Raw genomic sequence first — 22635 nt, 5'->3', positions numbered from 1 at the left:
AAGTGACAGATTGCTCCGTCTTTCATTATTCCACCATGCGATGAAATAAATTATCCGGTATTAGCTAACGTTTCCGCTAGTTATCCCAGTCTTACAGGCAGGTTGCCTACGTGTTACTCACCCGTCCGCCGCTAACTATCAGGAGAGCAAGCTCTCCATCAAGTCCGCTCGACTTGCATGTATTAGGCACGCCGCCAGCGTTCGTCCTGAGCCAGGATCAAACTCTCCATTAAAGTGTTTGACTTGCTCATTTAGAAAAACTGACGAGAATTATTCATTCTCATTTTTATACTCACTCGTTGTTCAGTTTTCAAAGATCAACTTCGTTTTTCATCGTTGCTTTCGTTCAGCAGCGACTTTTATAATGTATCATGTTTGCCTCGTTTGAGTCAAGAGGTTTTTTTTAACTTTTTTTCGGCGTGTACCGAAGTGCTTGTTATATCAACCATCCTGTCTTTCAGGGGCGAAACTTAATTTATCATAAATCCATAATGACAGTCAACCACTTTTGTGCTGGAAATACATTACAATGCCCAGGCTATGCTAAATATCTGATTTCCCGCACATCTCCTTGCCCGTTATTCAAAGCTATCGTTACCTCTGTTACTAATGATCGATACACTAGCTTTCTAAGCATCATAGGCAACTCTGCTTTTATATGTATCAGTTCGGGAACCTCAACCAATTCTTGAATACTCCAAGCCGATTTACGGCTGCCAAGAAGGTTCAATAGAAGCGAACAACAATCCTCCATCTTGGACATTACTGAAAATTCACTGGCGAGTAGTACGAGTTGGACTCGTTGTTCCAGTGTTTCTTTATTATCAGTCAATTCGTCAAATAACTTATAGGCTACCGAGTTGATGGGACGAGCTTGTTCCCACACACTGTTCTCTGGTAGAATCCCTTGCTCAATAAGCTCAATACGAGCGTAGTGCTTCAAAGCCTGAAGAACACAGTAGTAAGCATCCATGAGATCATTATCTTGTGTATATTTTTTGGCCTCTACAAATGTATTCAGCAGCTTTGCGTACTCATTTAATTTACGTTGTTCTCGCATTTCGCTCCCAAAGTCCAACAAATCCTGCCGCAAAGCACTCAGCTTGCCGTCCTTATCCAAAATGACATCTCCGTGTAAAAAACACTGGACTATTTCGCGGTTTTGCCCCTCGATAACCCATTGTTTTAAATCATTTCGTCCAACAATCAAACGTTGATAATGCAGCTTTCCGTTTACACAATGTTCTATTTGAATTTGAGATGAGAGCCCAATATCACAACACACTACGAGTATCAGAAGATCAAAATCGTGCAAAAGTGAGCCATAAAAAATCATACCGTCTCCTCGAAGACTAATAGCTCCAATTACTTGACGACCGTTCTTTTCATTATCAATTAAAGAAACAATACTTGGTTCCACGATATCCTCCCTACCTTGGCGTATCCTTGCCAATTCGTTATAATATAGTTCTACGGACTTTTAGAGTTTCCTTCTTCATTTTAGAAGGATCTAATAAATATAGAATTGAGGTTCGCTCGGATGTTCTTTAAATCGAGTAAAATTAATGAATTCCGTCTATGGGGGCTGCTTCTCACCATGATCGGAATGGGACTTATGGTTCTTGGAACAGCGGGAATCGTATTCTGGGGACAGTCGGGCAAAATTGTAGCAGCCATCGGCCTTGTGACAGGGCTTGTAGCCATGTTAGGTAGTCTTGCCATTTATTTCTGGGCAGGAATGTTATCTACCTCAGCCGTTCAGTTAGAATGTCCAGAATGCCATAAGCTAACCAAGATGCTCGGTAAAACGGATCGCTGCATGTTCTGCAAAACAATCCTCACATTAGATCCTTCACAAGCAACTATTACAGCCGAGGAATTGGAACATAAGACGACAGTATAAGCCAGAAATTAATCCATAAAAAAAGGCGGGCGCATTGATTAAATGCCCCGCCTTTTTTTGTTCAAGCCAATCTGCTTGTCCAACTTGGTTATTCCATGATCTGTTTAAGTACCTTCCAGGCATCATCCGAAGCAAAACTCCGATTCCAGGTTGCAATTCCTGCCAAATTCAGCGATTTTGCAAGCTCTACTCTTCGAGCTAGCGACTGTTTATCTTCAAGCCAAATTCGTTTCAGGGCTCCGTCTTCCTCATATTCCACATAATTTTGACCAGTCTCTTCAGATAGTTTTGGCTCTAGCTTTTTCTCTTTTAAAAGCTCCTGCGCTTTTGTCATGCCAATAGATTTGGATTTGACCCCAACTTTACCATCAACCTCTGTCTCGGTCCAAATTCGAGTATATAAGGGGATTCCAAGTATCAATTTATCCGCCGGCACATCGTCTTCCTCTAAAATACGAGCAACAGAGGACTTCACCCATGGTAAGGAAGCCACCGAGCCTGCGACCGGACTTGCTGCCCAGTGCTCATCATATGCCATTACAATTATATAGTCGACAACCTCACCTAAAGCTTTACGATCCAGAAAAGCCGACCACATTTCACTATTTGATTTTGGTGTGACATCTATAGAAACGACAAGCCCCAACTCCTCTGCTAGAGGTCTTAACTCTCTCATAAGCTGGGTTAGATTGTCTCCATCTTTGGTATATACATTCTCATAGTCAATGTTAATTCCATCTAAATCATACAGTTTAGCATAATGAAGCATCTGCATAATCGTAGTCATTCGACTCTCAAAGCTTGCCAGAGAGTCCGATGTAATATCAGGCTCAAAGCTGTTGCTGAACAGCCCCCACACCTGCATTCCTTTATCATGCGCCCATTTCACATACGCGCTATCTGCTTTGCTTCTTACATTGCCATCGCCATCAATAAGAGAGAACCATGTCGGACTAACTACATTTACCCCCGGGAGTCCACCAATAGACGATGGCTTTGGAGCCACATTATAAACAGCCTCCCAAGTCATATTTATTTTTTTGGACTGCCACTTCTGCTTGGCTGTGGACATCTCCTCTTTTATTTCCGGAATTACCTTTGTCTCGCCGAGCGTCACATTTTTAGTCTCAACAAAACCTGTATAACCATTATCAAGCTGTGCATAATACCACTCATCAGCAGTTTGCAATATCCGAATATTGCTGCCTGCTTTCATATCAGCCAAAATAGGCGTATGAATGCTTTTGCCGGTTCTAAGAGGAAACGTTTTATTTTCTTTACCTGATGAGCTGATTATTTGGGCAGTTTGTATGCTTTCACCGGATTTCATCAAAATTACTGCACCTGTGTCCTTGTTCTCATGAATTTCTGCACCATAAAGATTGTGAATCAAATCTGCTGGCAAATACAAGATACCATTACTCTCTTCTGGAGCAAACAGCAAATTAACCTTCTTATTGTTTATTTTAGCCGTCTTTTTGTCCATCTCTAAAAAAACCAGCTTTCTTGGCGTTGTCAAAATAATAGATTTCGATTCCTCTTCATAACGAATATGAGGATCAATTATGGATTGAATAACTGGAAGCGGCAGCTTAAGACTCTCATTCTCACCAATCGCCGGCCACTCCATAACTTCCCCTTTTACAATAATCGGTTTATCCATTACGCCTACCCAATCCGGATCAATATGCTGACGATTAGGTAATAATATAGAAGAAACCCAGTATATCCCACCAACAATTAGAATAAGTCCTATCAGAAGCGGAAACAAACAACCTCTTCTCCTGCTTCTACCAAATTTACTTTTTCTGCTCTTCAAATGATATACCTCCGTCAGAATAGTAAAAATAAAACGTGAAGAATTCCCGAGGGGGAATCCCACACGTTCTCACCAAACCCGCAGGTCTTACAAACTATGATTTAGAACAACCAGGGCAGACTCCATACAACTCCATCCGATGTCCGTGCACCTGAAAGCCTGTCAATTCCTCCGCTTTACGCTCCACTTCTTCCAGAGAAGGATACATGAAATCTGTTATCTTCCCGCATTTTTCACAAATAACGTGATAATGATTCGATACATCAGCATCAAACCGACTGGAATTATCCCCATACGTCAGTTCTCGAACCATGCCCGCTTCGATAAACATTTTAAGATTGTTATATACCGTGGCTACACTCATGTTAGGAAAACGCGGCTCCAAGGACCGATAGATTTCATCTGCGGTCGGATGTCCCATGGATTCCATCAGATAGGTAAGTATGGCGTGACGCTGCGGCGTAATTCGGACACCATTCATCTTCAATTGATCGAGTGCATGCTGTACGCGTGTAGTCAATAGGTCCACCGCCTTTAAAATATTGCTAATTAATCATGCCATGTAATGATATAGATTCATTGTACGTTTTGGATAAATCTTTTGTCAACGAAGCCTATCTGCTATTATTGACAATTACATTACTATTGCCCTCCACTTTCAACTGATATTGCCCAGTACCCATTACACCCTTAATTTCTTTTTTATTGACAAAGAACGGAAGGTTTGTGCTAATATCACCGTACCCGCTGTTTACCTCAAGCATATAGTTTCCGAAACTCGGGATTTCCAAATGCATTTCGCCAACTGCGCTGTATACATTCCAATCGCCGCCGATCATTTCGGAAGTAACCATAATTTTTCCGTTCAGGGATTCGACTTGCAGTTGTTCAGGAGCACCATCAACCTTGATATTACCATTTTTCGTATTAGCGTTGATGCTCCCCTGTGCGTTCACCAATGAGATATCTCCTACCAGAGTAGACAGAGATACATCTCCGGAAATTCCTTTTGCCTTCAAATTTCCGCCATGCGTATCGACACTTGCTGTACCGAAAATCCGGTACAATTCTGCGCCCCCGTTCAAGGTTTTGGCAGATACGTCGCCAATGACATTCCACAGCTTCAAATTACCGTTACCTGTCTGCAGCTTTACCTGCTTCAATGCTTGTACATCAGTTAATGTGATATCTCCACTTGTAGTTGATATGTCCATATCCAAAAAACGATTGCTAGGTAAAATAACCGTAAGATTTACACGCGGATGACGTTTTCCCGATTCTCCGTAAGTGTAGTCCTTAAGAGATAATGTTAGCGACTTGCCCTCAGAAACTGCTATCGTTGTATCCTCGGCAACCTGAGCGGCTTCCTCCTCAGCAATTTGATCCACCCAGACATTCGCCCTCACAATCACATCTTCGACCTCGGCACGCTTTACATCAATACTCCCATTCACGCTGTTAATGATAACTTGATCAGTATCTAGCTCAATCGGAATACGCAAAGGAGTCATGTCTATATTGTATCCTTCTTCATTGCTGAATTCAGAGCCAGCAGCAGTAAAATCGAGACTAACTCGATTCCACAAGTGTAAATAATGATCCTGCTCCGCAACAACAAATACGGATGCACCAATGAAGATAGAAAGCAGCAATCCCTTTAAATCAACGCGAAGCCGCTGCTTACGCTGCCTTTTTTTCCTTTTCCATAACTGCACTACAATATACTCAAGCCCACCTAGCATAAGAATCAAAGGCCACCATTCTAACAGCAACAGCATATCGTCCCGCCCTGATATTAAGTCAGACAAGAGTAAAATACCAACAAACATTAACAAGACTGATGCCGTAAATCTTCCTGTCCGCACAAAGCGACGACGCCCTTCCCTCCAAGCAAAAATAATTCCTGTCAAAATAAGAGCGGCTCCTACTACATATCCTGCTGACCAGTGAATGATACCCTCGAGCCACGGAGGCTTCTCCCTTAGTAAAAAGATGAGTGCTCCCCCTAAAACAAGAAACAATCCGGGGACAATCACTTTCCATTTTCCTGATTCTATATTTTTTGAATCTGTATTAGATAACTCATGATCCTTCGATGCTTGCTGCGGCTTGATTTTGGCATTAACCGCATCGGTTGATTGGAGAACATCATACAAACTGTAAAAATAACCTGCCGGGATCATCAGTCCAAGTATAATAAGAAACGGAACATTAATACCGGATCGAACCGATGAAAAATAAATCAAAGCAGATGCATCTATTAGAAGAAAATAGATAAAAATGACGCCTTTTATGAACTGCTTCAAATATAAATGGCCTAAACCAGGAAAAATGGCGGATAAGAGGCAAGCGATAAATTTATGTTTACGCCCTCTTCTTTTGGATTTGATTACCTTTCCAGCAGTAGAGATCTGACGCTCTGGACCAGTCTGCGGCCCGACGGATGGTGTCATAGTGTGCGCCAACTCCCTCCGGTAACAAACTAAATTAATTATTATCTAATAATAATATCCTAATTTATTACTTTGAACAAAGCAAAAAAGACGCCATTGACGTCGGAAATAGCCCGTCAAGTGCGTCTTAAGCACTATATTATGTATTAGCCCTATAAAATCACCAAATATGATCGTTAAGCTACAAACATTAACGATTTAAACGAAATAACGTTAGCTGGGTCCCCGCTACATAAGAAACAACCTCACAGGGGACAAAACCATGCCGTTTGTATAAAGCTACAGCCGGGGTATTAGATATCCCAGCTGTAACCACAAACTTTGTAATATGGGCATGGCTATCCAGAACATATTGAACCAAAGCTGTGCCAATACCCTGACGCAGATAATCAGAATGTACCATTAACCGCGTGATTTCAAGCTCTCCATTTACTGGCTCCGTGATCGTAGCGATTGCACCTATTAGTCCTCCATCATCAGAGAGTTGCCCATAAAACAATTCATCGCTGTTTCTTATTGAATCAAACGTTTCAGGCAAGGGAGGGTATTCCGTTAATCCTACTGCGAGAGCCTCAAGCCTATATGCTGTATGCTGCAAACTCCATATCTGCTCTACTACTCCCGTGTCCTCTAGTGATAACGGAATGATCACACTGTCTCCTCCTAGTCCTTCAGAACTTCAACCAGCAGCTTATTAACAAGTCCAGGGTTCGCTTTGCCCTTGCTTTGCTTCATAACCTGTCCAACCAAGAAGCCGATCGCTTTATCCTTGCCCGCTTTATAATCTTGCACAGATGCAGGATTGTTCGCTACAACCTCTTTTACGATCGCAAGAATGGCTCCTTCATCACTAATCTGCACAAGACCTTGCTCTTCAACGACTTGCCCTGGAAGCTTGCCGCTTTGAAGCATTTCTTTAAATACAGTCTTCGCGATCTTGGAGCTGATCGTTCCTTTTTCAATCAGATTGATCATTTCTCCAAGCCCCTGACCTGTAAGCTTCACATCTCCAAGCTCAAAACCGTTGCTGTTCAAATATCCAAGCAAGTCTCCCATGATCCAGTTGGAAACGGACTTTGCATCCTTTGTGTATTCTAAGCTGCTCTCGAAAAGGTCTGCAATTTCTATGGAGGATGTTATAACGCCAGCATCATACTCCGGCAATCCGTATTCGGACGCATATCTAGCCTTACGAGCATCAGGAAGTTCTGGAATCGAAGCTCTAATCCGTTCTTTCCATGCCTCATCAATATGAATCGTTACAAGGTCTGGGTCCGGGAAGTAGCGGTAATCATGAGCTTCTTCCTTGCCGCGCATGGAGAAGGTTTTACCTTGCGCTTCATCCCAACGGCGAGTTTCTTGTACAACTACGCCACCTTCATCCAAAATTTCAGCCTGACGAAATTGTTCATATTCAAGTCCACGTTGAACGCCGCGGTAGGAGTTCATGTTTTTAAGCTCCGCACGAATACCAAACTCCTTCTGTCCCTGCGGACGAAGACTGATATTGGCATCACAACGCATCGAGCCTTCTTCCATTTTCACGTCCGATACATCGCAATATTGCATAATTGCACGAAGCTTCTCCAAATAAGCCTTAGCCTCTTCTGGAGAAGAAATATCCGGCTCTGATACGATTTCTACCAAAGGTGTACCTACACGGTTGAAATCTACTAATGAAGCATATCCTCCATCAACATGGGTCAACTTACCAGCATCCTCCTCCAAATGAAGACGAGTAATGCCGATGCGTTTTGTACGTCCATCAACCTCAATATCAATATAACCATGTTCCCCGATCGGCTGATCGAATTGAGATATTTGATATGCCTTCGGTGAATCAGGGTAGAAATAGTTTTTACGATCAAATTTGCTGACATCGCCAATGGTACAATTAAGCGCCATTGCAGCTTTCATTGCATAATCAACCGCTTGACGATTTAACACAGGCAATACACCGGGATGCCCAAGACATACTGGGCAAGTATGGCTATTCGGTGGAGCGCCAAATTCCGTAGAGCAGCCGCAGAAAATTTTCGTCTTCGTATGCAGCTCCACGTGCACTTCCAGCCCAATCACTGTTTCATATTTGGATGTTGACATATGGATCCTCCTATCTGATTCCGATTACAACGACGGACGTTGTTTATGATGGTCTGTATGAGCTTCAAACGCATGAGCTACGCGAAGGATGCTGCTCTCGTCAAATGGTTTGCCGATAATTTGCAAGCCTACAGGGAGACCATCCGCGAAACCACATGGAACGCTAAGAGCAGGTACACCTGCCAAGCTCACTGGAATCGTCAAAATATCGTTAAGATACATAGTCAGCGGATCACCAACCTGCGAGCCTAATGGGAAAGCAGTAGTCGGTGCCGTCGGACCAATAATGACATCATATTTATCAAAAGTTTGATCGAAATCCTGTTTGATCAATGTACGTACTTTTTGCGCTTTTAAGTAGTAAGCGTCATAATAACCGGAGCTTAGCGCATAAGTTCCAAGCATAATACGACGTTTAACTTCAGGTCCAAAACCTTGGCTGCGTGATTCTAAATAGAGATCAAGTAAATTTCCAGAGTGGTCTGCACGCACACCATAACGCACGCCATCGAATCTCGACAAGTTTGACGAGGCTTCTGAAGAAGCTAGGAGATAATAAGCTGCTACAGCATACTCTGTATGTGGCAAGGATACTTCTTCCCACACAGCTCCCAAACCTTCCAATACACACAGCGCTTCAAGAATTGCAGCCTTAACCTTAGGATCTACGCCATCGAGATATTCTTTAGGGACAGCAATTCTAAGACCGGCAACATCTCCGGTAAGTGCGCTTAAGTAATCCGGAATTTCTACATTTGCAGATGTGGAATCTTTGGCGTCATGACCCGCAATAGCTTGCAGCACATAAGCGGCATCTTCGACGTTTTTCGTAATCGGTCCGATTTGATCCAATGAGGATGCAAATGCAACGAGGCCATAACGAGATACTAATCCGTATGTAGGTTTCAAACCAACAACACCGCAATAAGAAGCAGGTTGACGAATGGAACCGCCTGTATCCGAACCGAGTGTGAAATAAGCTTCGCCCGCAGCGACAGCCGCAGCAGATCCACCGCTGGACCCCCCTGGAACACGAGTTAAATCCCAAGGATTCCGAACAGGATGAAAGCTGGAATTTTCGTTGGAGCCGCCCATTGCGAATTCATCCATATTCAGCTTGCCGATCGTAACTGCTTCAGCTTGCTTTAATCTGGCAACAACTGTAGCATCATAGATTGGATTATAGTTTGACAAGAACTGACTGGCACAAGTTGTGCGAAGCCCTTCAGTCACCATATTATCTTTAACACCAACTGGCAGGCCAAACAATAGGCCGCGAGCTTCTCCACTCACCAGCTTGTCATCCAAGGCAGCAGCTTGAGCCCGTGCGCCTTCTTCATTCAGAGTCAGATAAGCGCCTACGCGCTCATCCCGCTTTCCAATATTGGCGAATGCTTCACCTACCAAATCAGTAACGGACAGTTCCTTATTGCTAAGCTTGTTCTGTATTTCTTGTAATCGCAAATCAAAAAGCGTCACACGCACTTCCTCCTTCCAAAATAAGCGAAACTAAACATCTCTTCCTATTCGAGTACAGCCGGCACTTTAAATTGTCCGTCCTCTTCCTCTGGTGCATTCAGGAACACTTTCTCAGCAGGAAGACTTTCCTTCACTTCATCCTCACGCATCACATTGTGAAGATTAAGCACATGTGTTGTCGGTTTTACATTTTCCGTGTCCAGCTCATTAAGCTTGTCTGCATATTGTAAAATAGCGTTCAACTGATCCGTGAACATCACCCGTTCTTCATCAGTCAAGTTCAAACGGGCCAGCTTGGCTACATGTTCCACATCTTTTACCTGGATGCTCATCACGTTATCCTCCTTCATCTCCCTTGCGGGATTACACTTGTCCATTCTAACATGAATAAAATTATATTGTAGAATCCTGCTCAATTCAATCCATTAACGCGAAACATGAGGAAAGTTGCGGGTGCTATAAACTATGAACCAGCATCTCTTTGTCTTATTAATGATCCTACGTCAAAATTAACGGTAATTCCTATATTTCATACCACTTTTAATGATTCTACGTCAATTTTGACGGTTATTAACTAGCTTTCTGAGATCTCGGATAAATCAGCATCAATTTTGACGTAAATCCCACGGCTTTATCCGTCTCTGGCAAATCCAACATTAAATTTGATGTTGCTTGTTGTTAAAACAAAAATAGGGCGAAAGAGTTGCCTTCACCCAAAAACTTAATAATGTTAAAAAGAGCCGGCATTGCCGACTCTTCTTTATATCCACGCTCGCAAATTCACTTGTTTAATGAATTCTGCCGGAGACAGTGCTTCCTTTGTTGGTTCTTCTTGAGTATTCTCATCTGCGCATTCGCCATTCATAATGAACTGGAACAATTTCTCATTGTGCGTAGCCAAGGCATAATCGATTAAAGCCTCTTGCGTAGCACGTTCTGTTTCCAGCTCAATTAACCGTTCTTCTGATTCTACATCCATTGAAGGAACATAATAATTCCGTCCTGTCTTTGGAGCCCGAACAACATAATCAAAAGCATTGTCCGGATTACGGTCGTATGCAATAACGTAGCCATATTCCCCAACAGGAAGATTCTGCTCAAAAGCATCACCGACGATTACAACTCTCTCTCCTAAATGCAGCATCGTCTACCTCCCTGATCTTTTGCAACTATTTTTATAGTAAGTTATTTTACTATCCTACTAAAAATAAACGAGATTGGTCAAGAGTCTCAGGGATTTATGGCCGCAAAATAAAAAGCGTGAATTCGTCTTATTCGCCACTTGTATCCGGTATGGCTTGCCTCCGCAAGCTCCAAATAGCAATACCTATACAAACGACACACAACAATACGGTCATTATAATAGGATAGTATATTGCCTCTACTGGAGCCCCCAATATTGTAGCAGCAGCCAGCTTCAGCAGCCCGGCCGGACTCCAGGAAAACCAAGAAGGTGCAAGATTGGACAGTATAGTACCATGCGGCTGCATAACTTACAGTGAAGGAAAGAATTAATAAGGTCATTTGACCAGCCCACTTCGCCAAAATAAAGGAAGCAGAGCTTATGGGACGAACTAGAACCAAGGCCGCGGTTCCTCCATAACGCTCTCCAGATACAATCTTCATTCCAGCGATAACAAGTACAAATACTCCAAAGGTGCTGTACTGCCCGAGCACGCTTGCCATTACCTCAGCAGGTCCAGGGATCGGAAAATCTGCAACTAATTCCTCGGGCACACTGCCTGATGCAGCCAAAATATCCGGCAAATAATATGAGGTTACAGGCTGCATAACCACAAGCAGCAAAAAAACGACCGGAATCCAGAGCAGTTGGTAGCTTCGAGCCATACCTAACAACTCCTTGCGATACATCAACCATGCTTGTCTCATGCTGTAACCACCTTCATGAACATATCTTCCAAAGAGGTTGTACCCGCCTGAAAGTTCAGTAAAGGAATATCCCGCGAAGAGACCTCATTCAAAATGTTCCGCCTTGCTTCTGTAATATTATTGACAGTTAACAAGGCCGTGTTTCCTTGAATTTGTACATTTTGGATAAACGGGCGACTCTTTAGCGACTGCAGCCACTCGTTTGTTGTTTTATTCCATTCCACCTGAACGGTAAGTAGTGGAAGTCGATATTTGTCGACAAGCTCCTGGAGCTCGCCGTTTTCTACAATTTCTCCGTCCCTCATCATCATAATCCGATCACAGACTTCTTCGGCATCAGGCAGCACATGAGTCGAAAATAAGATCGTCGCCTCCGTGCGAAGCGACTGCAACAAATTCATAACCTCGCGTCTGCCGATTGGATCAAGTGCCGCTACCGGCTCATCAAGAAGCAGCAGCGATGGCCGATGAACCAAAGCCTGCGCCAAGCCAAGCCGCTGCTTCATCCCTCCGGAGTACCCCGCGATCCGTCGCTTTGCCGCTTCTCCCAAGCCAACCCGTTCCAAGACGGACAGCGTCCGTGCCCGAGCCTCTTTTCGACTCATTCCACTTAATCCAGCTGCATACATCACGAATTCCTGGCCAGTCATCCAATTATAAAACGCAGGATGCTGCGGCAAATATCCGATCAGCGAACGATATTCTCCACTTGAATGGGGCTGTCCTTGAACCGAAATTTGTCCTGAGGAAGGCTCAATCAGTCCCGCAATCATACGCATCGTTGTCGTCTTGCCGGCTCCATTTGGCCCAAGCAGCGCCGTACAGCACCCCTGCTTCAGCTCAAAGGAGATTTCTTTGACCGGAGTTCGCGTGCCAAATTTCTTACTCAATTGATCAACGCGTAGAAATGTCATTTAAGCTTCTTTCCTTCCAATAAGAAAATATACGATGCTCCCAGCTATAGTTCCGAAAATAATAATCAGCGCCCAAATCCATTTGGATCCCCTCACCGACTCAGCCCGAACCAGCGAAATCAGGGCCGTAATCACAAGTAGGAGTTGCAATACGATAACGGGCGCAATCAGCCCCCAATTCAGATTCAAATCCATATTTCATTCCCCTATTCCCGTTTTTTTCTATAATCCGCCCATACGACGACAAGCAAATAAACAATTAACGAACTTGGACAATTCAACACGCCCCATAAACCCCAGAGCCAGGCCCTTCTTCCTCTTTTGCGGGCGTCAATAAACATCCATGTGCTCTGGATGAGAAGCAGCAGTGCAATAAGTACAAGCGCCCACCAGGGCGGAAGCGGGCCTGATTGAACGACTAGCGGCATCATCATTCTGCCCTCCCCTTTCGGGATGAACTTACGGATACCGCCACAACTATCGCAGCAATGACGCCAAGCCCTTGTATCCAAGCGTAAAACTCCGGAATGGTCAATAAGAACAGGAGCCCGCCGCTAATCATCAGCAGGGCAACCAGACAGAACAACACAACTTCCCATTTCCTAATCCAAGCAGTCATCCTCCAACGTTCTCTTACGATCATCTCCCAAGATTGCACGGAAGGCCCGGTCTTCTCAGGTACGGCCCGATCAAGGGTCTGCAGACCCTTCAATAACTCACCAATAAGCTTGTCTTCCGATTCCCGGTCTTGTCCGTTTTGATTCATGTAGATTCAGCTCCTTTTCGCAATTCACGTATTCCATAAGCCACTCGGGATTTTATCGTGCCTGCAGGAATATTCAGCATACTTCCGATTTCATCGTAGCTATAGCCGTAGTAATGCTTCAGCAGGATCGCTATCCGATGTTCAGGAGACAGCCTGAACATCAGCTCAAGAAAATCACTCCACTCCTCGTGATTCGCTTCAAAGTGCCACTTCAGCCGATTAAGGCCTCCGTCCTGCACCAGCCACTGTCTTTCTCTCTTCCGGCGACGGGTTAAATCAATGAATAGCCGAGTCGCAATCGTCATTAGCCAGGAGGAAAAAGCAGAGGTTCCATCATATCTATGTATATTTTCCATACATTTCATCATCGTGTCCTGAGTCAAATCCTCAGCTGCTTTGGGGTCCATGGTTACCTTCACCAAGTATTTATACACATAAGAATAATGATGCTGTATTAGTAGAGCGAGAGCGTTGGCATCGCCTTGTTTAGCCTGTTTAATTCGTTCCTTCTCTTGCTGCATTGAGTCACCCCTTTTTATCCATAGCGTCTATAATACGCTCAAGAAGGCTAAATCGTTCAACGAACAACGGATGTTCTAAAAAAATAAATTAAAAAGAGCTGAAAAGAGGATGCAAAATCACCCATTCAGCTCTGCTTAGACAATTATTTATGTAGTTCATTACGTATTTGCATCAGCTTATAGTGCCATGGCTGACCAATGGCCCCTGAAGTTGTAAGCACAATTTGACGCCACACAGGGGAAATGTCAGCTGATGGAGCCCCTGAAATTGTCATACATCTTCTATTCTTCCCAGAATGATCTCCAGAGCCTTCATCCGTAACATAAGGTACGCCGCGCTCCATAGTACCCTCTCCTTTCCAGCTTTACTGACTCACCTGCCTTCATGCAAATGTCCCGTAAACCTAAAAAGGCAAAAAAAGAACGCAAACCGGGACTGTTCCACAGCTTGCGTGCTTCGCAAAGTTAATAAATCAATGACATAATACTAACAAAGGAATGTAGTTTTGTCCAGTATTTTTGCACTTTTTGTGCAATAATTTGTTGAAAAAGATCGTCTCATCTTACATACGGATTGTTGGAATGTTCATAACCAATCGTTGTTTTAGGTCCATGACCTGGATATACGGTAACTTCATCCTTAAAGCGATACAGCTTGCCCCGGATCGAATTATATAAATCCGCCTCACGACCTCCTGGCAGATCTGTTCTTCCGACACCCATTCGAAACAATACATCGCCTGAGAATAAATCGTCACCACACTTAAAGCTAACGCTCCCAGGAGAATGTCCTGGCGTATGGTATACCGTAAATTCATGACCAATCAATTTCAGCTTTTGTCCTTCAGCAAGCTCATATTCCGCAGGATCGGTAGCTACCGGCTCAGTTACACCAGGCCACATCAAGGAACCGTTCAATTTAGGTGTAGTCAGCCAATCGCTCTCCAGTGGATGAACATATACAGGACATTTTTTTAATTTACGAACCTCATCCAGTCCTCCGATATGATCAAAATGAGCATGAGTCAGCAAAATCGCCTCTATTTCCAATCCTTCGATTCTGCGCAGCAATGCACGAGGATTACTCCCGGGATCGATAATAACAGCTCGACCATCCTCTTCACCTTGCAGCAAGTAAGCATTTGTCTGGAGTTGACCCAATGTAAATGTTTCTATCTTCAGCATGTTCCTATAGTCCGGAGATCTTGTCACGCAGCTCAGATACCACAGATCCGTTTACTCCGGCTCCTTCCTCGTATTTTTTGGCCATCTCTTGTCTAACGACAGCAATTTTCTCATTATAATCAGGGGCTTCACGGTCAGGATTCTCCTGCTTGAACTGAATCATCAATTGCTGTACATGAGCAGGACGCGGTCCCCAATATCCCAGAACATGTCCGCCTGTGTCTGCAAATATAACAATCGGAACAGCCCGTCCTCCCATTGTCAGAAAATGATCCATTACATCCTGATGATCTTCTAATATAAGCACTTCTGTCGTAAATCCCGAGGTCTCAAGAGCCCGAAATACAACTGGAACGCTGCGAACGACGTCGCCACACCACTCTGCTGCAAGAATCAGAACTCTTATATCATCGCGAAAATTCAAGCTTTCAAAAAATTCCCGATCCTCTTCATTTTTCCAGACGAATCCTTCGTACCAGGCTTCAAATGCCTCTTTATTCTGCCTCATTCCATCCATAAATTGACGAGGTGAAATCCCCTTGCCGTACTTATCCGCCACATTCAGGCTCATTTATGCATCACCTTTCTTTTTAGAAGATCCAAACCATTTAATAAGAACATATATGATCAGCAAGGCAAGAGCAACCAGTAAAATAGGCATAATGTATGGACCTGCTTTTTCATCAATATGTTTCCATTGCTCTCCCAGTAACATTCCCAGGTATACGAATAACATAGACCAAGGAATGACAGCTAATGTAGTAAGGAAAATAAATTTGTTAATCGGCATTTTCGCCATCCCGGCAGGTATCGAGATCGCATGTCTGGCTACAGGTATAAACCGCGCAGTAAAGATAACCCCCGAGCCATATTTTAAAAACCAGGTTTCTGACACATCGATATGCTTCTTTTTAATAAAAATGTACTTGCCGTACTTCTCCAGAATAGGTCTCCCGCCATATCGTCCAATCCAGTAAATGAACAGTTGAGCGATAACACCTCCGACCACACCGAAGAAAACAGCGCCTATAAAGTTGATTGTTCCGGAATGAACCAAATAACCTCCGTAAGCAAGCACGATCTCGCTTGGAATGACTTCAATCATTAATCCTAACATAATGCCGAAATAACCCAATTGCTGAATCCATTCAAACAGTGTGGCAACTACATTTGAAATCCAATCCACGTTAAACCCTCTTTCCTATGTATCATTTCCAACAATCTATTCTATCATAGCGCAGGACATGCATACTAATTTGTCCCATGGGCTAACTCCTCCCCCACTTATCATAAAAGGCTCTTAGCCTCCGGTGTCCCTATATAAAGAAGGTGCATATGTTGATTGAAAAGGAGGCTTCTTCATGATCAACACTACGGGAAAACACAATAGCTCACTTCCTACGCCCCGCAAAATCCGTCGGGTATGCAATAAAGAGTTATATCGGGCAATCAAACGACTGGGTGTATACATTCCTGATCAACGCGTCAAAGAGGGCGAAAACTTATATTACAAAAAAGTGATCGGGAATCTGCTATGGATCGCTGAAAACGGCAGCAATCGAAAATTGCTTGCAGACTGGTGGGATGAAGCGGTCAGCCCCGAATTAGCCGATCTATGGGAAGTAGATCGTGAAGCGTTGTCACACGCGTTTCGTTCTGCCTTTGGCGGATAAAAGCGATTATGGGCTGATGCATAATGAAGTGCGATCAGCCCAAGCTCTCTGCCTCTGATCTCTGCTTCCTTGGTCATCGTAAAACCCCGATCATTACGTAGCATAGGTGAGCGCTTGATCTCTTCCGAGAGCCTGCTATAATCCTCATACATTTGATATCCGGCAAGCGCTGCCGCCCTGGCTTCTTCATAGTGCTGCTGACTCCTTAGACGCAAAGAAAGTAAATATATTTGATGAAGCACATCCGTCTGAAGACTGCGATTGTATGGATTCAGTATTGTCGCTTGACGAAGTGCTGTTACCGCATCCATACTTCCCTGGTGCGCCAGAGATGTGCCTAATGCAAGCCAGAGCTTATCGTTGCCTCTATCATAAACAATTCCCTGATTTAGTAGAGCTATCGCCTTGTCAGGTGGTGACAGGGCGGCCAGAGCCATTCGTGAATCTGTGCGTGATGGATCAAGGGTTAATGAATCTTTGAGGAGTTGCTTTTTTGCTACAGGATCAATATCCGGCCTGGAGTAGGACGCATGATATAATCTCAGACCTTCAGCCATTCGTAAACTGAGCAAGCTTCCAGCAATAAACGTTGCAGCAATTAATCCGTAAATAGCACCTTTATGTATTACCCCTCCCTGCTTCAATTGTTTTCGGATTATTCCAGCTGGCTCAACAAGATGCTCTGATAGTCCAAGCCCTGCCAGAGTGATGACAAATAGCCAGAACAAACCGTAGCTCATATCAAAATCAACTGCACTATGCAAGAGAAGCACTATAAGCGGGGCCAGCATTCTGCTTTTTCTTCTATACAGCATAGTTACTATAGAACCCAACCAACAAAGAGCAATACCAAGGCCTGTAATTCCAAGGTCTAGTGCAATATCTATGTATCCGCTGTGCATCTCACTACCAACGTATGGACCTTGCTGGATGCTAAGATACGCTGTTTTCCAAGTGTCACCGCCCTGCCCCACCCATGGAGATGCTTGAAATAATTTCAGTGCATCCCTATACATAGCAAGGCGGGCAGATAATGTATCGATTTGCAGCAAGCGTGCGTGCTGGGCAATCCAGTACAGAGCACCGCCCGCACCAAGCAGGGCGGCGCTGCGATAAAAGCGCGCCGCTTGCGCTGAAGCGGCGCGGCGGGCTGCAAGCCCGGACAACGCCAGTGCGGCCGCCATGGTGGCGGCCAGCACGAGCAGTCCGGGCAGCAGCGGTGGCGCCAGCTGCGCAGCAGCGAGCTGGCGCGAGAGCAGCGCTCCTGCTGCGGCGTACACGCCGGTCTGCAGCAGGTAGCGCAGTCGCTGCCGGGCGGGCAGCAGCATATAGCCCGCCGCCCACCCAGCAGCGACTGCCATATATGCTCCTCGCGACTCCGAGAGGAGCATACAGAGCATAAAAACAAGCGTCAGCGCACCTGTTGAGAATCGCTGCCAACGCGAGGAGCTTGTATAAGCAGTGCCACAGTATCCGGCAAGGCTCATAAGACGTTCAACTAATGCCGCTCCCATTATGGCTCCAAAAGCGTTTGGATATTGCAGCAAACCACCGAGACGGGCACCACTTGCCGCAATTTCGGGATTTGCACTTCTTAATATAGCATAGGGCACTGGTACAATTCCGTACACTGCCCCCAATGCTGTAAGTGCAAGCAACCCCGTAGTAATGCCCCATCCTCTTTCTATCCTATTTCGTGTGCCACGACTTCCAACAGCCAAATACAGCAACAACCCAATTGAAGCGTAAAACAACCAGCAAATTGCACTTAGCTTAGTAGCATGAACCGCCAAGGCATTATTGCTTAATAAATGAACCGTATACATAACCGCGAAGAGGAATGGACCCCATGAAATAATCAACATACTTCTGGATACTGACAGCTCTCTCAAATTCATTTTATTGCGTAAAATGCCACCATTGTCCTTCACCCTCAACCCCATCATCTTCATTAGGGTCGCTCCGGCCGCAGCAGCTAATGATAAGGATATGAGCCACAGAGATGGTAACGTATCTAGGAAAAACATCCCGCTGGTACAGCAGACAAAGATAGCAATAACTATCCATAATATTGCGAACCTGCCCATTCATATCCCCCCTGCAACCAAGCTCATCTCAAAACCTCTACCCCACAAAAATGTGCAACAAAATAAGGCCAACACTCCTTATAATAGTGTTGACCTCTCAATATTACTTTAACCCACTGCTTATGACTTCAACTTTTCATGATTCGGCAGCAAATCCTCACAAGCTCTCTCTAAATAGGGCGACACATGGAGAAAATCTCGAAATGCAGCGTACTCTTCCCAAAGGCGGGCCAGATCAGCGCCTTGCGATTTGACTGCCCGGATTAATATATTTTTTGGAGTATGCTCCATATCAATAAATTCAAGCAGCTGCGTCTTATATCCCATCATATCAAGCAGCTTGGCGCGAATGCCATCCGTTGCAAGGGCAGAAAAGCGTTCTTTGAGTATACCGTGAGATAACAACGGCTCCATAACATCACTTTGTACTTGAGCAAACAATTCATGCTGACAGCAGGGTACTGACAAAATGACAGACGCATTCCAGCGAACGGCTTTTTCGAGAGCTGCATCCGTCGCAGTATCACAAGCATGCAGAGTGACAACCATATCGACCGCATTTAATTCGTCATAGTCTGCAATGTCGCCGACAAGGAATCGCAAGTTGTGATATTCCAGTTTTTTCGCCAGCATTCCGCAATGTTCGATGACATCCGCCTTTAGATCCAAACCGACAACATTCAACTCTCTTTGCATTTCTATCGACAAATAGTGATACAAGGCGAAAGTCAGATACGATTTTCCACAGCCAAAATCCACAATAGTCAGCGGGCGACCCTCCGGTAGAGAGGGAAGCACATCTTGCACCATCTCCAAAAAGCGATTGATCTGCCGGAACTTATCATATTTCTTGGATAATACCTTGCCGTCCTGATTCATAATACCGAGCTCAACAAGAAAAGGTACGGGAGTTCCTTCATCCAGAATGTATTGCTTGCGCCGATTGTGTGACAACGAGCCGATTGCTTTTTTAGTAGGAGCCTTTTTTAAAATCGTTACCTTAAATTTCTTGCTGATCAACACCTGATAGTCGGTTTCAGCAGTACAGATCAGTCCTTGGCGAAACGTCTCCTCAAACAGCTTCAGCAAATGTTCTCCTGCAGATAATTGCGGAATATTCTCATGGGTGACCTTATTGCTGTAGTGATAGGCGAACTGGTAATACAGATCTCCCTTAAGCTCAACAGGCTTGACCTGAATCTTACTGTAATCAGTCTCACCTGATTTGCGAAGTTGACTTAATGTTACGGTAATCAGCTTGTGTTCCTCCACTAACTGATGGACAAGTTTTTGCAGTGCTTCCATTCAACAAGACAGCTCACTTTCATTCCTAATATAGCTATGCATAATCTCTATGCACTTCATCCAGACCTTCTTTGACCTCTTCGACAGGAAGTCCGCCGCGTTCAAGTTCATGAGGATTAAGCGAGAGCAATCGCTCGTAAAAAGCGATCCCTTCCTCCTTTGTAGCCTCTCCGTTCTTCAACAGACGGAACAGAGCATTCTCAGCCAAATCAAATCGTCCTGCAGCTTCTTCATATCGAAGCAATAACTGCTCCGTCTCACTGTACAAACGATACCCTTTCAGTAAACAGAGGAGCTCCTTGATCTCACCATCCAGATTCCATAGCGTTGTATCTCCTCCATTTAAACCTGCCACTAAATAGAGATGCAATGCCTTCATATGTCGCACTGTTCCTTCATCAGACTGCCCTGAAAGCAGGTAAACGTCTCCCTCTTCCTTCAACAGCCGTGCCAAGCTTTGCAGCTTGTCCGCCTCTATAAGCTCTCCATTGCGGAATAAATCAACAATATCCTTCGCAGAGAGCGAACCAAGGAGGGCAGAATTAAACCGGAATTGTCTCTGGAATAGCTCATCTAGCGTCCATAGAGCCTCCACCGTTTTTCGCTGCTGCTTCAAGTCAAATACTTTGCCGATGACCTCTGCCATTTCCTCAATCATACGAACCAAATAATCTCTACGCAGCATGTTTCTTAGTCTCCTAACTTATTTCTAAGTACGTGACATAAAATCGTTAATGGCTTTAACAAGCTCTTCCGGAGCTTCATACATACTCATATGACCTGCACCTTCAATTACGACCTGGGTAATATGGTCTCCTTCTGCCGTAAACGTCCGTTCCTTAGGTACAACTCCATCGTTCTCTCCAGCTACAAGTAGAACCGGAAAAGATGTCGAAGACAGAATCCCTCTGCGATCAACTCGATCTCTCATCGCCAAAGCCGCACCGGACGCACCATGTGGGGGTGTACCGTAACCTATTTCAATAGCACGATTTACGTACTTCTCCTTAGTATTGCGCATTCCTTCAGCAAAAAGTCCTGGAACAAGTCCATCAACGAATGGAGTAATCCCTGAAGCAGCGATATTAGCTACGGCCTGTACCCTCTTCTCTTTTGCCTCATCACTATCGGGATAAGCAGTCGAGTGCACAAGCCCAAAACCACTCAAGCGATCCGGGTATCGTTCCGCCATTGAGAGGGCTACATAACCCCCCATGGAGTGACCAAGCACCGAATATTTTGCAACTCCAAGACTCTCTAGCAATTGAGCCACATCATCAGCCATCTGATCGATAGTGTAAGCTCCAATAGGCGCATCAGTGGACCCATGTCCTCTAAGATCAGGAATAATGACTCGATATGATTGGGTTAGCAAAGGCTGTACGATCTCCCAATACGCTGAGCTACCACAAAAACCATGCAGCAATACAACTGTATTGCCCTGTCCACGATCCTCATAAGCCATCGTAATTCCGTTTACCGTTACTGTATCCATCGCTATTCCCTCTTTCTTTCATGTATTGAACGTTCTATTAATATATACCCAACCGTCATCCTACCATGTTCTCTACTAAATCATCGCTCTTAAATCCATCAGTAATACTACACGCAATTTCTTCTGCCATCTTCATGACCTGATACAAGGAGGTCATTTGCAGCGTCCAATAAGGCTTTGGCCCATTTACGTTAACAACAGCGGCTACGCTATAGTGCCCCACCGCAGGGAGACTTCCCCCCACTGATTGAGCTGGAATGAGCGGTTGTCCCGATACGAGATACAAACCTACAGACCCGGATGATCCCAAACAAGCATCGATCGCTATAATAATATGGCCTTGCGGGATTTCGGATGTTCTCTTCTCCAAATTATCTGCATCGCAAGGGTATTGCAGTGTACCCACAACATTAGACAAACCGTATTCTACTAGCCGGGAGCCTACAAGAGGACCGAGTGCATCGCCTGTGGAACGGTCCGTACCGATACATAAAAAAGTGAAGCGCTCCCCTCTATGCCTCCCGCGAACCTCACGAAAAAAATCTGCAAGCTCGCTGCCGGTCCTTTTTTTGCGATCAAAACCCGAAGCCGGCAATACGCTAATGTCTTCCACTCCTTCAGTCCTCCTTTCGATTTCGAATTATTATGATTGTACCGTACTAAGAAACCAACCGCAAAACATAGTGTAGAGTAGTACTGCATGATACAATAAGCTAAGAGTTACACAAGTGAAAGGATGAGGACTGAAAATGGATCTATCGCAAAAGAGTCAGGACAACGTAGAATATATGATCGAAGCGATCAAAACAAAGCTTAGAATGGCCACCGGAGCCGCCATGAACGCCTCAGCTTTTCATATCGACCGTTACGACGACATACTGGATGTCTATGAGGTTGTTATGGGCAAGGAGAGGCTTAGCATTTCCGAAGTTGAAGCCATCGCGAAGGAGCTCGGCCAATTACGCAGCTAGTTTCTAAAAGCATGAGGCTGTCCCAAAAGTTATCTAAGATAACTTTGAGGGACGCTTCTTGTTTAGCAGTG

The 22635-nt window shown here is 44.6% G+C and carries 26 protein-coding genes, 1 rRNA gene and 1 pseudogene; 3 read left to right on the top strand and 25 right to left on the bottom strand.

The features are described 5' to 3' along the window. Both BLS49_RS23160 and BLS49_RS23155 read right to left on the bottom strand, forming a co-directional pair. A 16S ribosomal RNA gene (locus BLS49_RS23160) occupies positions 1 to 233 on the bottom strand; the annotation flags it as partial. Between the two features lie 305 nt (positions 234 to 538). Then, positions 539 to 1420: a nucleotidyltransferase-like protein gene (locus BLS49_RS23155; RefSeq protein ID WP_091236253.1), complete on the bottom strand. Its 882-nt coding sequence runs from the start codon at positions 1418 to 1420 to the stop codon at positions 539 to 541. Positions 1421 to 1540: 120 nt separating this feature from the next. Here BLS49_RS23155 and BLS49_RS23150 point away from each other — a divergent pair, with 120 nt between their 5' ends. Then, on the top strand, positions 1541 to 1903 hold the full coding sequence (locus BLS49_RS23150; RefSeq protein ID WP_091236250.1) for a YgzB family protein: 363 nt from the start codon (positions 1541 to 1543) through the stop codon (positions 1901 to 1903). An 88-nt stretch (positions 1904 to 1991) separates the two neighbouring features. On the opposite strand, the gene BLS49_RS23145 is transcribed toward BLS49_RS23150, so the two are convergent. The 18 genes from BLS49_RS23145 to uptA form a co-directional block, all read right to left on the bottom strand. Continuing rightward, complete coding sequence (locus BLS49_RS23145; RefSeq protein WP_245742746.1) at positions 1992 to 3722, bottom strand: glycosyl hydrolase family 18 protein; 1731 nt, start codon at positions 3720 to 3722, stop codon at positions 1992 to 1994. Positions 3723 to 3816: 94 nt separating this feature from the next. Beyond that, a complete protein-coding gene (perR, locus tag BLS49_RS23140; protein WP_091236249.1) occupies positions 3817 to 4242 on the bottom strand; it encodes a peroxide-responsive transcriptional repressor PerR in 426 nt (141 codons plus the stop codon). A gap of 94 nt (positions 4243 to 4336) precedes the next feature. After that, positions 4337 to 6175: a DUF4097 family beta strand repeat-containing protein gene (locus BLS49_RS23135; protein WP_175471522.1), complete on the bottom strand. Its 1839-nt coding sequence runs from the start codon at positions 6173 to 6175 to the stop codon at positions 4337 to 4339. A gap of 190 nt (positions 6176 to 6365) precedes the next feature. Beyond that, positions 6366 to 6827 (bottom strand): GNAT family N-acetyltransferase, encoded by a 462-nt coding sequence (locus BLS49_RS23130; RefSeq protein ID WP_091236247.1) that lies wholly within the window; start codon positions 6825 to 6827, stop codon positions 6366 to 6368. An 11-nt stretch (positions 6828 to 6838) separates the two neighbouring features. Further along, positions 6839 to 8278 carry an Asp-tRNA(Asn)/Glu-tRNA(Gln) amidotransferase subunit GatB gene (gene gatB, locus BLS49_RS23125; RefSeq protein WP_091236246.1) on the bottom strand — a complete coding sequence of 480 codons (1440 nt, stop codon included), beginning with the start codon at positions 8276 to 8278 and terminating at the stop codon, positions 6839 to 6841. 24 nt (positions 8279 to 8302) lie between these two features. Beyond that, entirely contained in the window at positions 8303 to 9757 is a 1455-nt protein-coding gene (gatA, locus tag BLS49_RS23120) for an Asp-tRNA(Asn)/Glu-tRNA(Gln) amidotransferase subunit GatA (protein WP_091236244.1), read from the bottom strand. 44 nt (positions 9758 to 9801) lie between these two features. Continuing rightward, positions 9802 to 10089, bottom strand: a complete 288-nt coding sequence (gatC, locus tag BLS49_RS23115) for an Asp-tRNA(Asn)/Glu-tRNA(Gln) amidotransferase subunit GatC (protein ID WP_091236243.1) — start codon at positions 10087 to 10089, stop codon at positions 9802 to 9804. A gap of 428 nt (positions 10090 to 10517) precedes the next feature. Further along, the gene (locus BLS49_RS23110) at positions 10518 to 10901 is read right to left on the bottom strand and encodes an ATPase (protein WP_091236241.1); all 384 of its coding nucleotides are present in this window, start codon (positions 10899 to 10901) and stop codon (positions 10518 to 10520) included. A gap of 86 nt (positions 10902 to 10987) precedes the next feature. Beyond that, on the bottom strand, positions 10988 to 11647 hold the full coding sequence (locus BLS49_RS23105; protein WP_091236238.1) for an ABC transporter permease: 660 nt from the start codon (positions 11645 to 11647) through the stop codon (positions 10988 to 10990). Further along, positions 11644 to 12561 carry an ABC transporter ATP-binding protein gene (locus BLS49_RS23100; protein WP_091236236.1) on the bottom strand — a complete coding sequence of 306 codons (918 nt, stop codon included), beginning with the start codon at positions 12559 to 12561 and terminating at the stop codon, positions 11644 to 11646. Before BLS49_RS23100 ends, BLS49_RS23105 begins: the two co-directional genes overlap by 4 nt. After that, complete coding sequence (locus BLS49_RS23095) at positions 12562 to 12756, bottom strand: PLDc N-terminal domain-containing protein (protein ID WP_175471521.1); 195 nt, start codon at positions 12754 to 12756, stop codon at positions 12562 to 12564. 11 nt (positions 12757 to 12767) lie between these two features. Then, entirely contained in the window at positions 12768 to 12995 is a 228-nt protein-coding gene (locus BLS49_RS23090; protein ID WP_091236234.1) for a hypothetical protein, read from the bottom strand. Beyond that, positions 12992 to 13327, bottom strand: coding sequence for a DUF5345 family protein (locus BLS49_RS23085; RefSeq protein ID WP_091236231.1), 336 nt, complete (start codon positions 13325 to 13327; stop codon positions 12992 to 12994). Before BLS49_RS23085 ends, BLS49_RS23090 begins: the two co-directional genes overlap by 4 nt. Further along, complete coding sequence (sigY, locus tag BLS49_RS23080) at positions 13324 to 13848, bottom strand: RNA polymerase sigma factor SigY (protein ID WP_091236228.1); 525 nt, start codon at positions 13846 to 13848, stop codon at positions 13324 to 13326. The genes BLS49_RS23085 and sigY overlap by 4 nt, the downstream gene beginning before the upstream one ends. 143 nt (positions 13849 to 13991) lie before the next feature. Next, positions 13992 to 14192 (bottom strand): hypothetical protein, encoded by a 201-nt coding sequence (locus tag BLS49_RS23075; RefSeq protein ID WP_091236225.1) that lies wholly within the window; start codon positions 14190 to 14192, stop codon positions 13992 to 13994. A gap of 214 nt (positions 14193 to 14406) precedes the next feature. Further along, positions 14407 to 15033 carry an MBL fold metallo-hydrolase gene (locus BLS49_RS23070; protein WP_091236255.1) on the bottom strand — a complete coding sequence of 209 codons (627 nt, stop codon included), beginning with the start codon at positions 15031 to 15033 and terminating at the stop codon, positions 14407 to 14409. Between the two features lie 4 nt (positions 15034 to 15037). Then, positions 15038 to 15604, bottom strand: a complete 567-nt coding sequence (locus BLS49_RS23065) for a thioredoxin family protein (RefSeq protein ID WP_091236221.1) — start codon at positions 15602 to 15604, stop codon at positions 15038 to 15040. Next, positions 15605 to 16219 carry an undecaprenyl phosphate transporter UptA gene (uptA, locus tag BLS49_RS23060; protein ID WP_091236218.1) on the bottom strand — a complete coding sequence of 205 codons (615 nt, stop codon included), beginning with the start codon at positions 16217 to 16219 and terminating at the stop codon, positions 15605 to 15607. Between the two features lie 175 nt (positions 16220 to 16394). Between uptA and BLS49_RS25450 the strand changes: the two genes are divergently transcribed. Next, positions 16395 to 16706 (top strand): dehydrogenase, encoded by a 312-nt coding sequence (locus BLS49_RS25450; protein WP_091236217.1) that lies wholly within the window; start codon positions 16395 to 16397, stop codon positions 16704 to 16706. Between the two features lie 857 nt (positions 16707 to 17563). Here the strand turns inward: BLS49_RS25450 and BLS49_RS25445 are convergent. The 5 genes and pseudogenes from BLS49_RS25445 to yyaC all read right to left on the bottom strand — a co-directional run. After that, positions 17564 to 18106 (bottom strand): annotated as a pseudogene (locus tag BLS49_RS25445) (O-antigen ligase family protein); the annotation flags it as partial. Between the two features lie 807 nt (positions 18107 to 18913). After that, entirely contained in the window at positions 18914 to 20098 is a 1185-nt protein-coding gene (locus tag BLS49_RS23045; RefSeq protein WP_091236213.1) for a class I SAM-dependent methyltransferase, read from the bottom strand. Between the two features lie 34 nt (positions 20099 to 20132). Next, entirely contained in the window at positions 20133 to 20783 is a 651-nt protein-coding gene (locus tag BLS49_RS23040; protein ID WP_091236211.1) for a DUF6483 family protein, read from the bottom strand. Between the two features lie 24 nt (positions 20784 to 20807). Then, entirely contained in the window at positions 20808 to 21593 is a 786-nt protein-coding gene (locus BLS49_RS23035; protein ID WP_091236208.1) for an alpha/beta fold hydrolase, read from the bottom strand. 55 nt (positions 21594 to 21648) lie between these two features. After that, positions 21649 to 22206 carry a spore protease YyaC gene (gene yyaC, locus BLS49_RS23030; RefSeq protein WP_091236206.1) on the bottom strand — a complete coding sequence of 186 codons (558 nt, stop codon included), beginning with the start codon at positions 22204 to 22206 and terminating at the stop codon, positions 21649 to 21651. Between the two features lie 136 nt (positions 22207 to 22342). Here yyaC and BLS49_RS23025 point away from each other — a divergent pair, with 136 nt between their 5' ends. Continuing rightward, on the top strand, positions 22343 to 22564 hold the full coding sequence (locus BLS49_RS23025; protein WP_091236204.1) for a DUF1128 domain-containing protein: 222 nt from the start codon (positions 22343 to 22345) through the stop codon (positions 22562 to 22564). Positions 22565 to 22635 lie beyond the last annotated feature (71 nt).

The sequence above is a fragment of the Fontibacillus panacisegetis genome, assembly GCF_900102215.1.
GTDB lineage: Bacteria > Bacillota > Bacilli > Paenibacillales > Paenibacillaceae > Fontibacillus > Fontibacillus panacisegetis.
Note: the sequence above shows the minus strand (reverse complement) of the source record. Positions and strands in the feature narration are given on the sequence as shown.

Coding starts and splice junctions, on each gene's coding strand:
- BLS49_RS23150 (WP_091236250.1), top strand. CDS start 1,541: ATGTTCTTTAAATCGAGTAAAATTAATGAATTCCGTCTATGGGGGCTG.
- BLS49_RS23135 (WP_175471522.1), bottom strand. CDS start 6,175: ATGACACCATCCGTCGGGCCGCAGACTGGTCCAGAGCGTCAGATCTCT.
- gatB (WP_091236246.1), bottom strand. CDS start 8,278: ATGTCAACATCCAAATATGAAACAGTGATTGGGCTGGAAGTGCACGTG.
- gatC (WP_091236243.1), bottom strand. CDS start 10,089: ATGAGCATCCAGGTAAAAGATGTGGAACATGTAGCCAAGCTGGCCCGT.
- BLS49_RS23110 (WP_091236241.1), bottom strand. CDS start 10,901: ATGCTGCATTTAGGAGAGAGAGTTGTAATCGTCGGTGATGCTTTTGAG.
- BLS49_RS23105 (WP_091236238.1), bottom strand. CDS start 11,647: ATGAGACAAGCATGGTTGATGTATCGCAAGGAGTTGTTAGGTATGGCT.
- BLS49_RS23100 (WP_091236236.1), bottom strand. CDS start 12,561: ATGACATTTCTACGCGTTGATCAATTGAGTAAGAAATTTGGCACGCGA.
- BLS49_RS23095 (WP_175471521.1), bottom strand. CDS start 12,756: ATGGATTTGAATCTGAATTGGGGGCTGATTGCGCCCGTTATCGTATTG.
- BLS49_RS23090 (WP_091236234.1), bottom strand. CDS start 12,995: ATGATGATGCCGCTAGTCGTTCAATCAGGCCCGCTTCCGCCCTGGTGG.
- BLS49_RS23085 (WP_091236231.1), bottom strand. CDS start 13,327: ATGAATCAAAACGGACAAGACCGGGAATCGGAAGACAAGCTTATTGGT.
- sigY (WP_091236228.1), bottom strand. CDS start 13,848: ATGCAGCAAGAGAAGGAACGAATTAAACAGGCTAAACAAGGCGATGCC.
- BLS49_RS23075 (WP_091236225.1), bottom strand. CDS start 14,192: ATGGAGCGCGGCGTACCTTATGTTACGGATGAAGGCTCTGGAGATCAT.
- BLS49_RS23070 (WP_091236255.1), bottom strand. CDS start 15,033: ATGCTGAAGATAGAAACATTTACATTGGGTCAACTCCAGACAAATGCT.
- BLS49_RS23065 (WP_091236221.1), bottom strand. CDS start 15,604: ATGAGCCTGAATGTGGCGGATAAGTACGGCAAGGGGATTTCACCTCGT.
- BLS49_RS25450 (WP_091236217.1), top strand. CDS start 16,395: ATGATCAACACTACGGGAAAACACAATAGCTCACTTCCTACGCCCCGC.
- BLS49_RS23045 (WP_091236213.1), bottom strand. CDS start 20,098: ATGGAAGCACTGCAAAAACTTGTCCATCAGTTAGTGGAGGAACACAAG.
- BLS49_RS23040 (WP_091236211.1), bottom strand. CDS start 20,783: ATGCTGCGTAGAGATTATTTGGTTCGTATGATTGAGGAAATGGCAGAG.
- BLS49_RS23035 (WP_091236208.1), bottom strand. CDS start 21,593: ATGGATACAGTAACGGTAAACGGAATTACGATGGCTTATGAGGATCGT.
- BLS49_RS23025 (WP_091236204.1), top strand. CDS start 22,343: ATGGATCTATCGCAAAAGAGTCAGGACAACGTAGAATATATGATCGAA.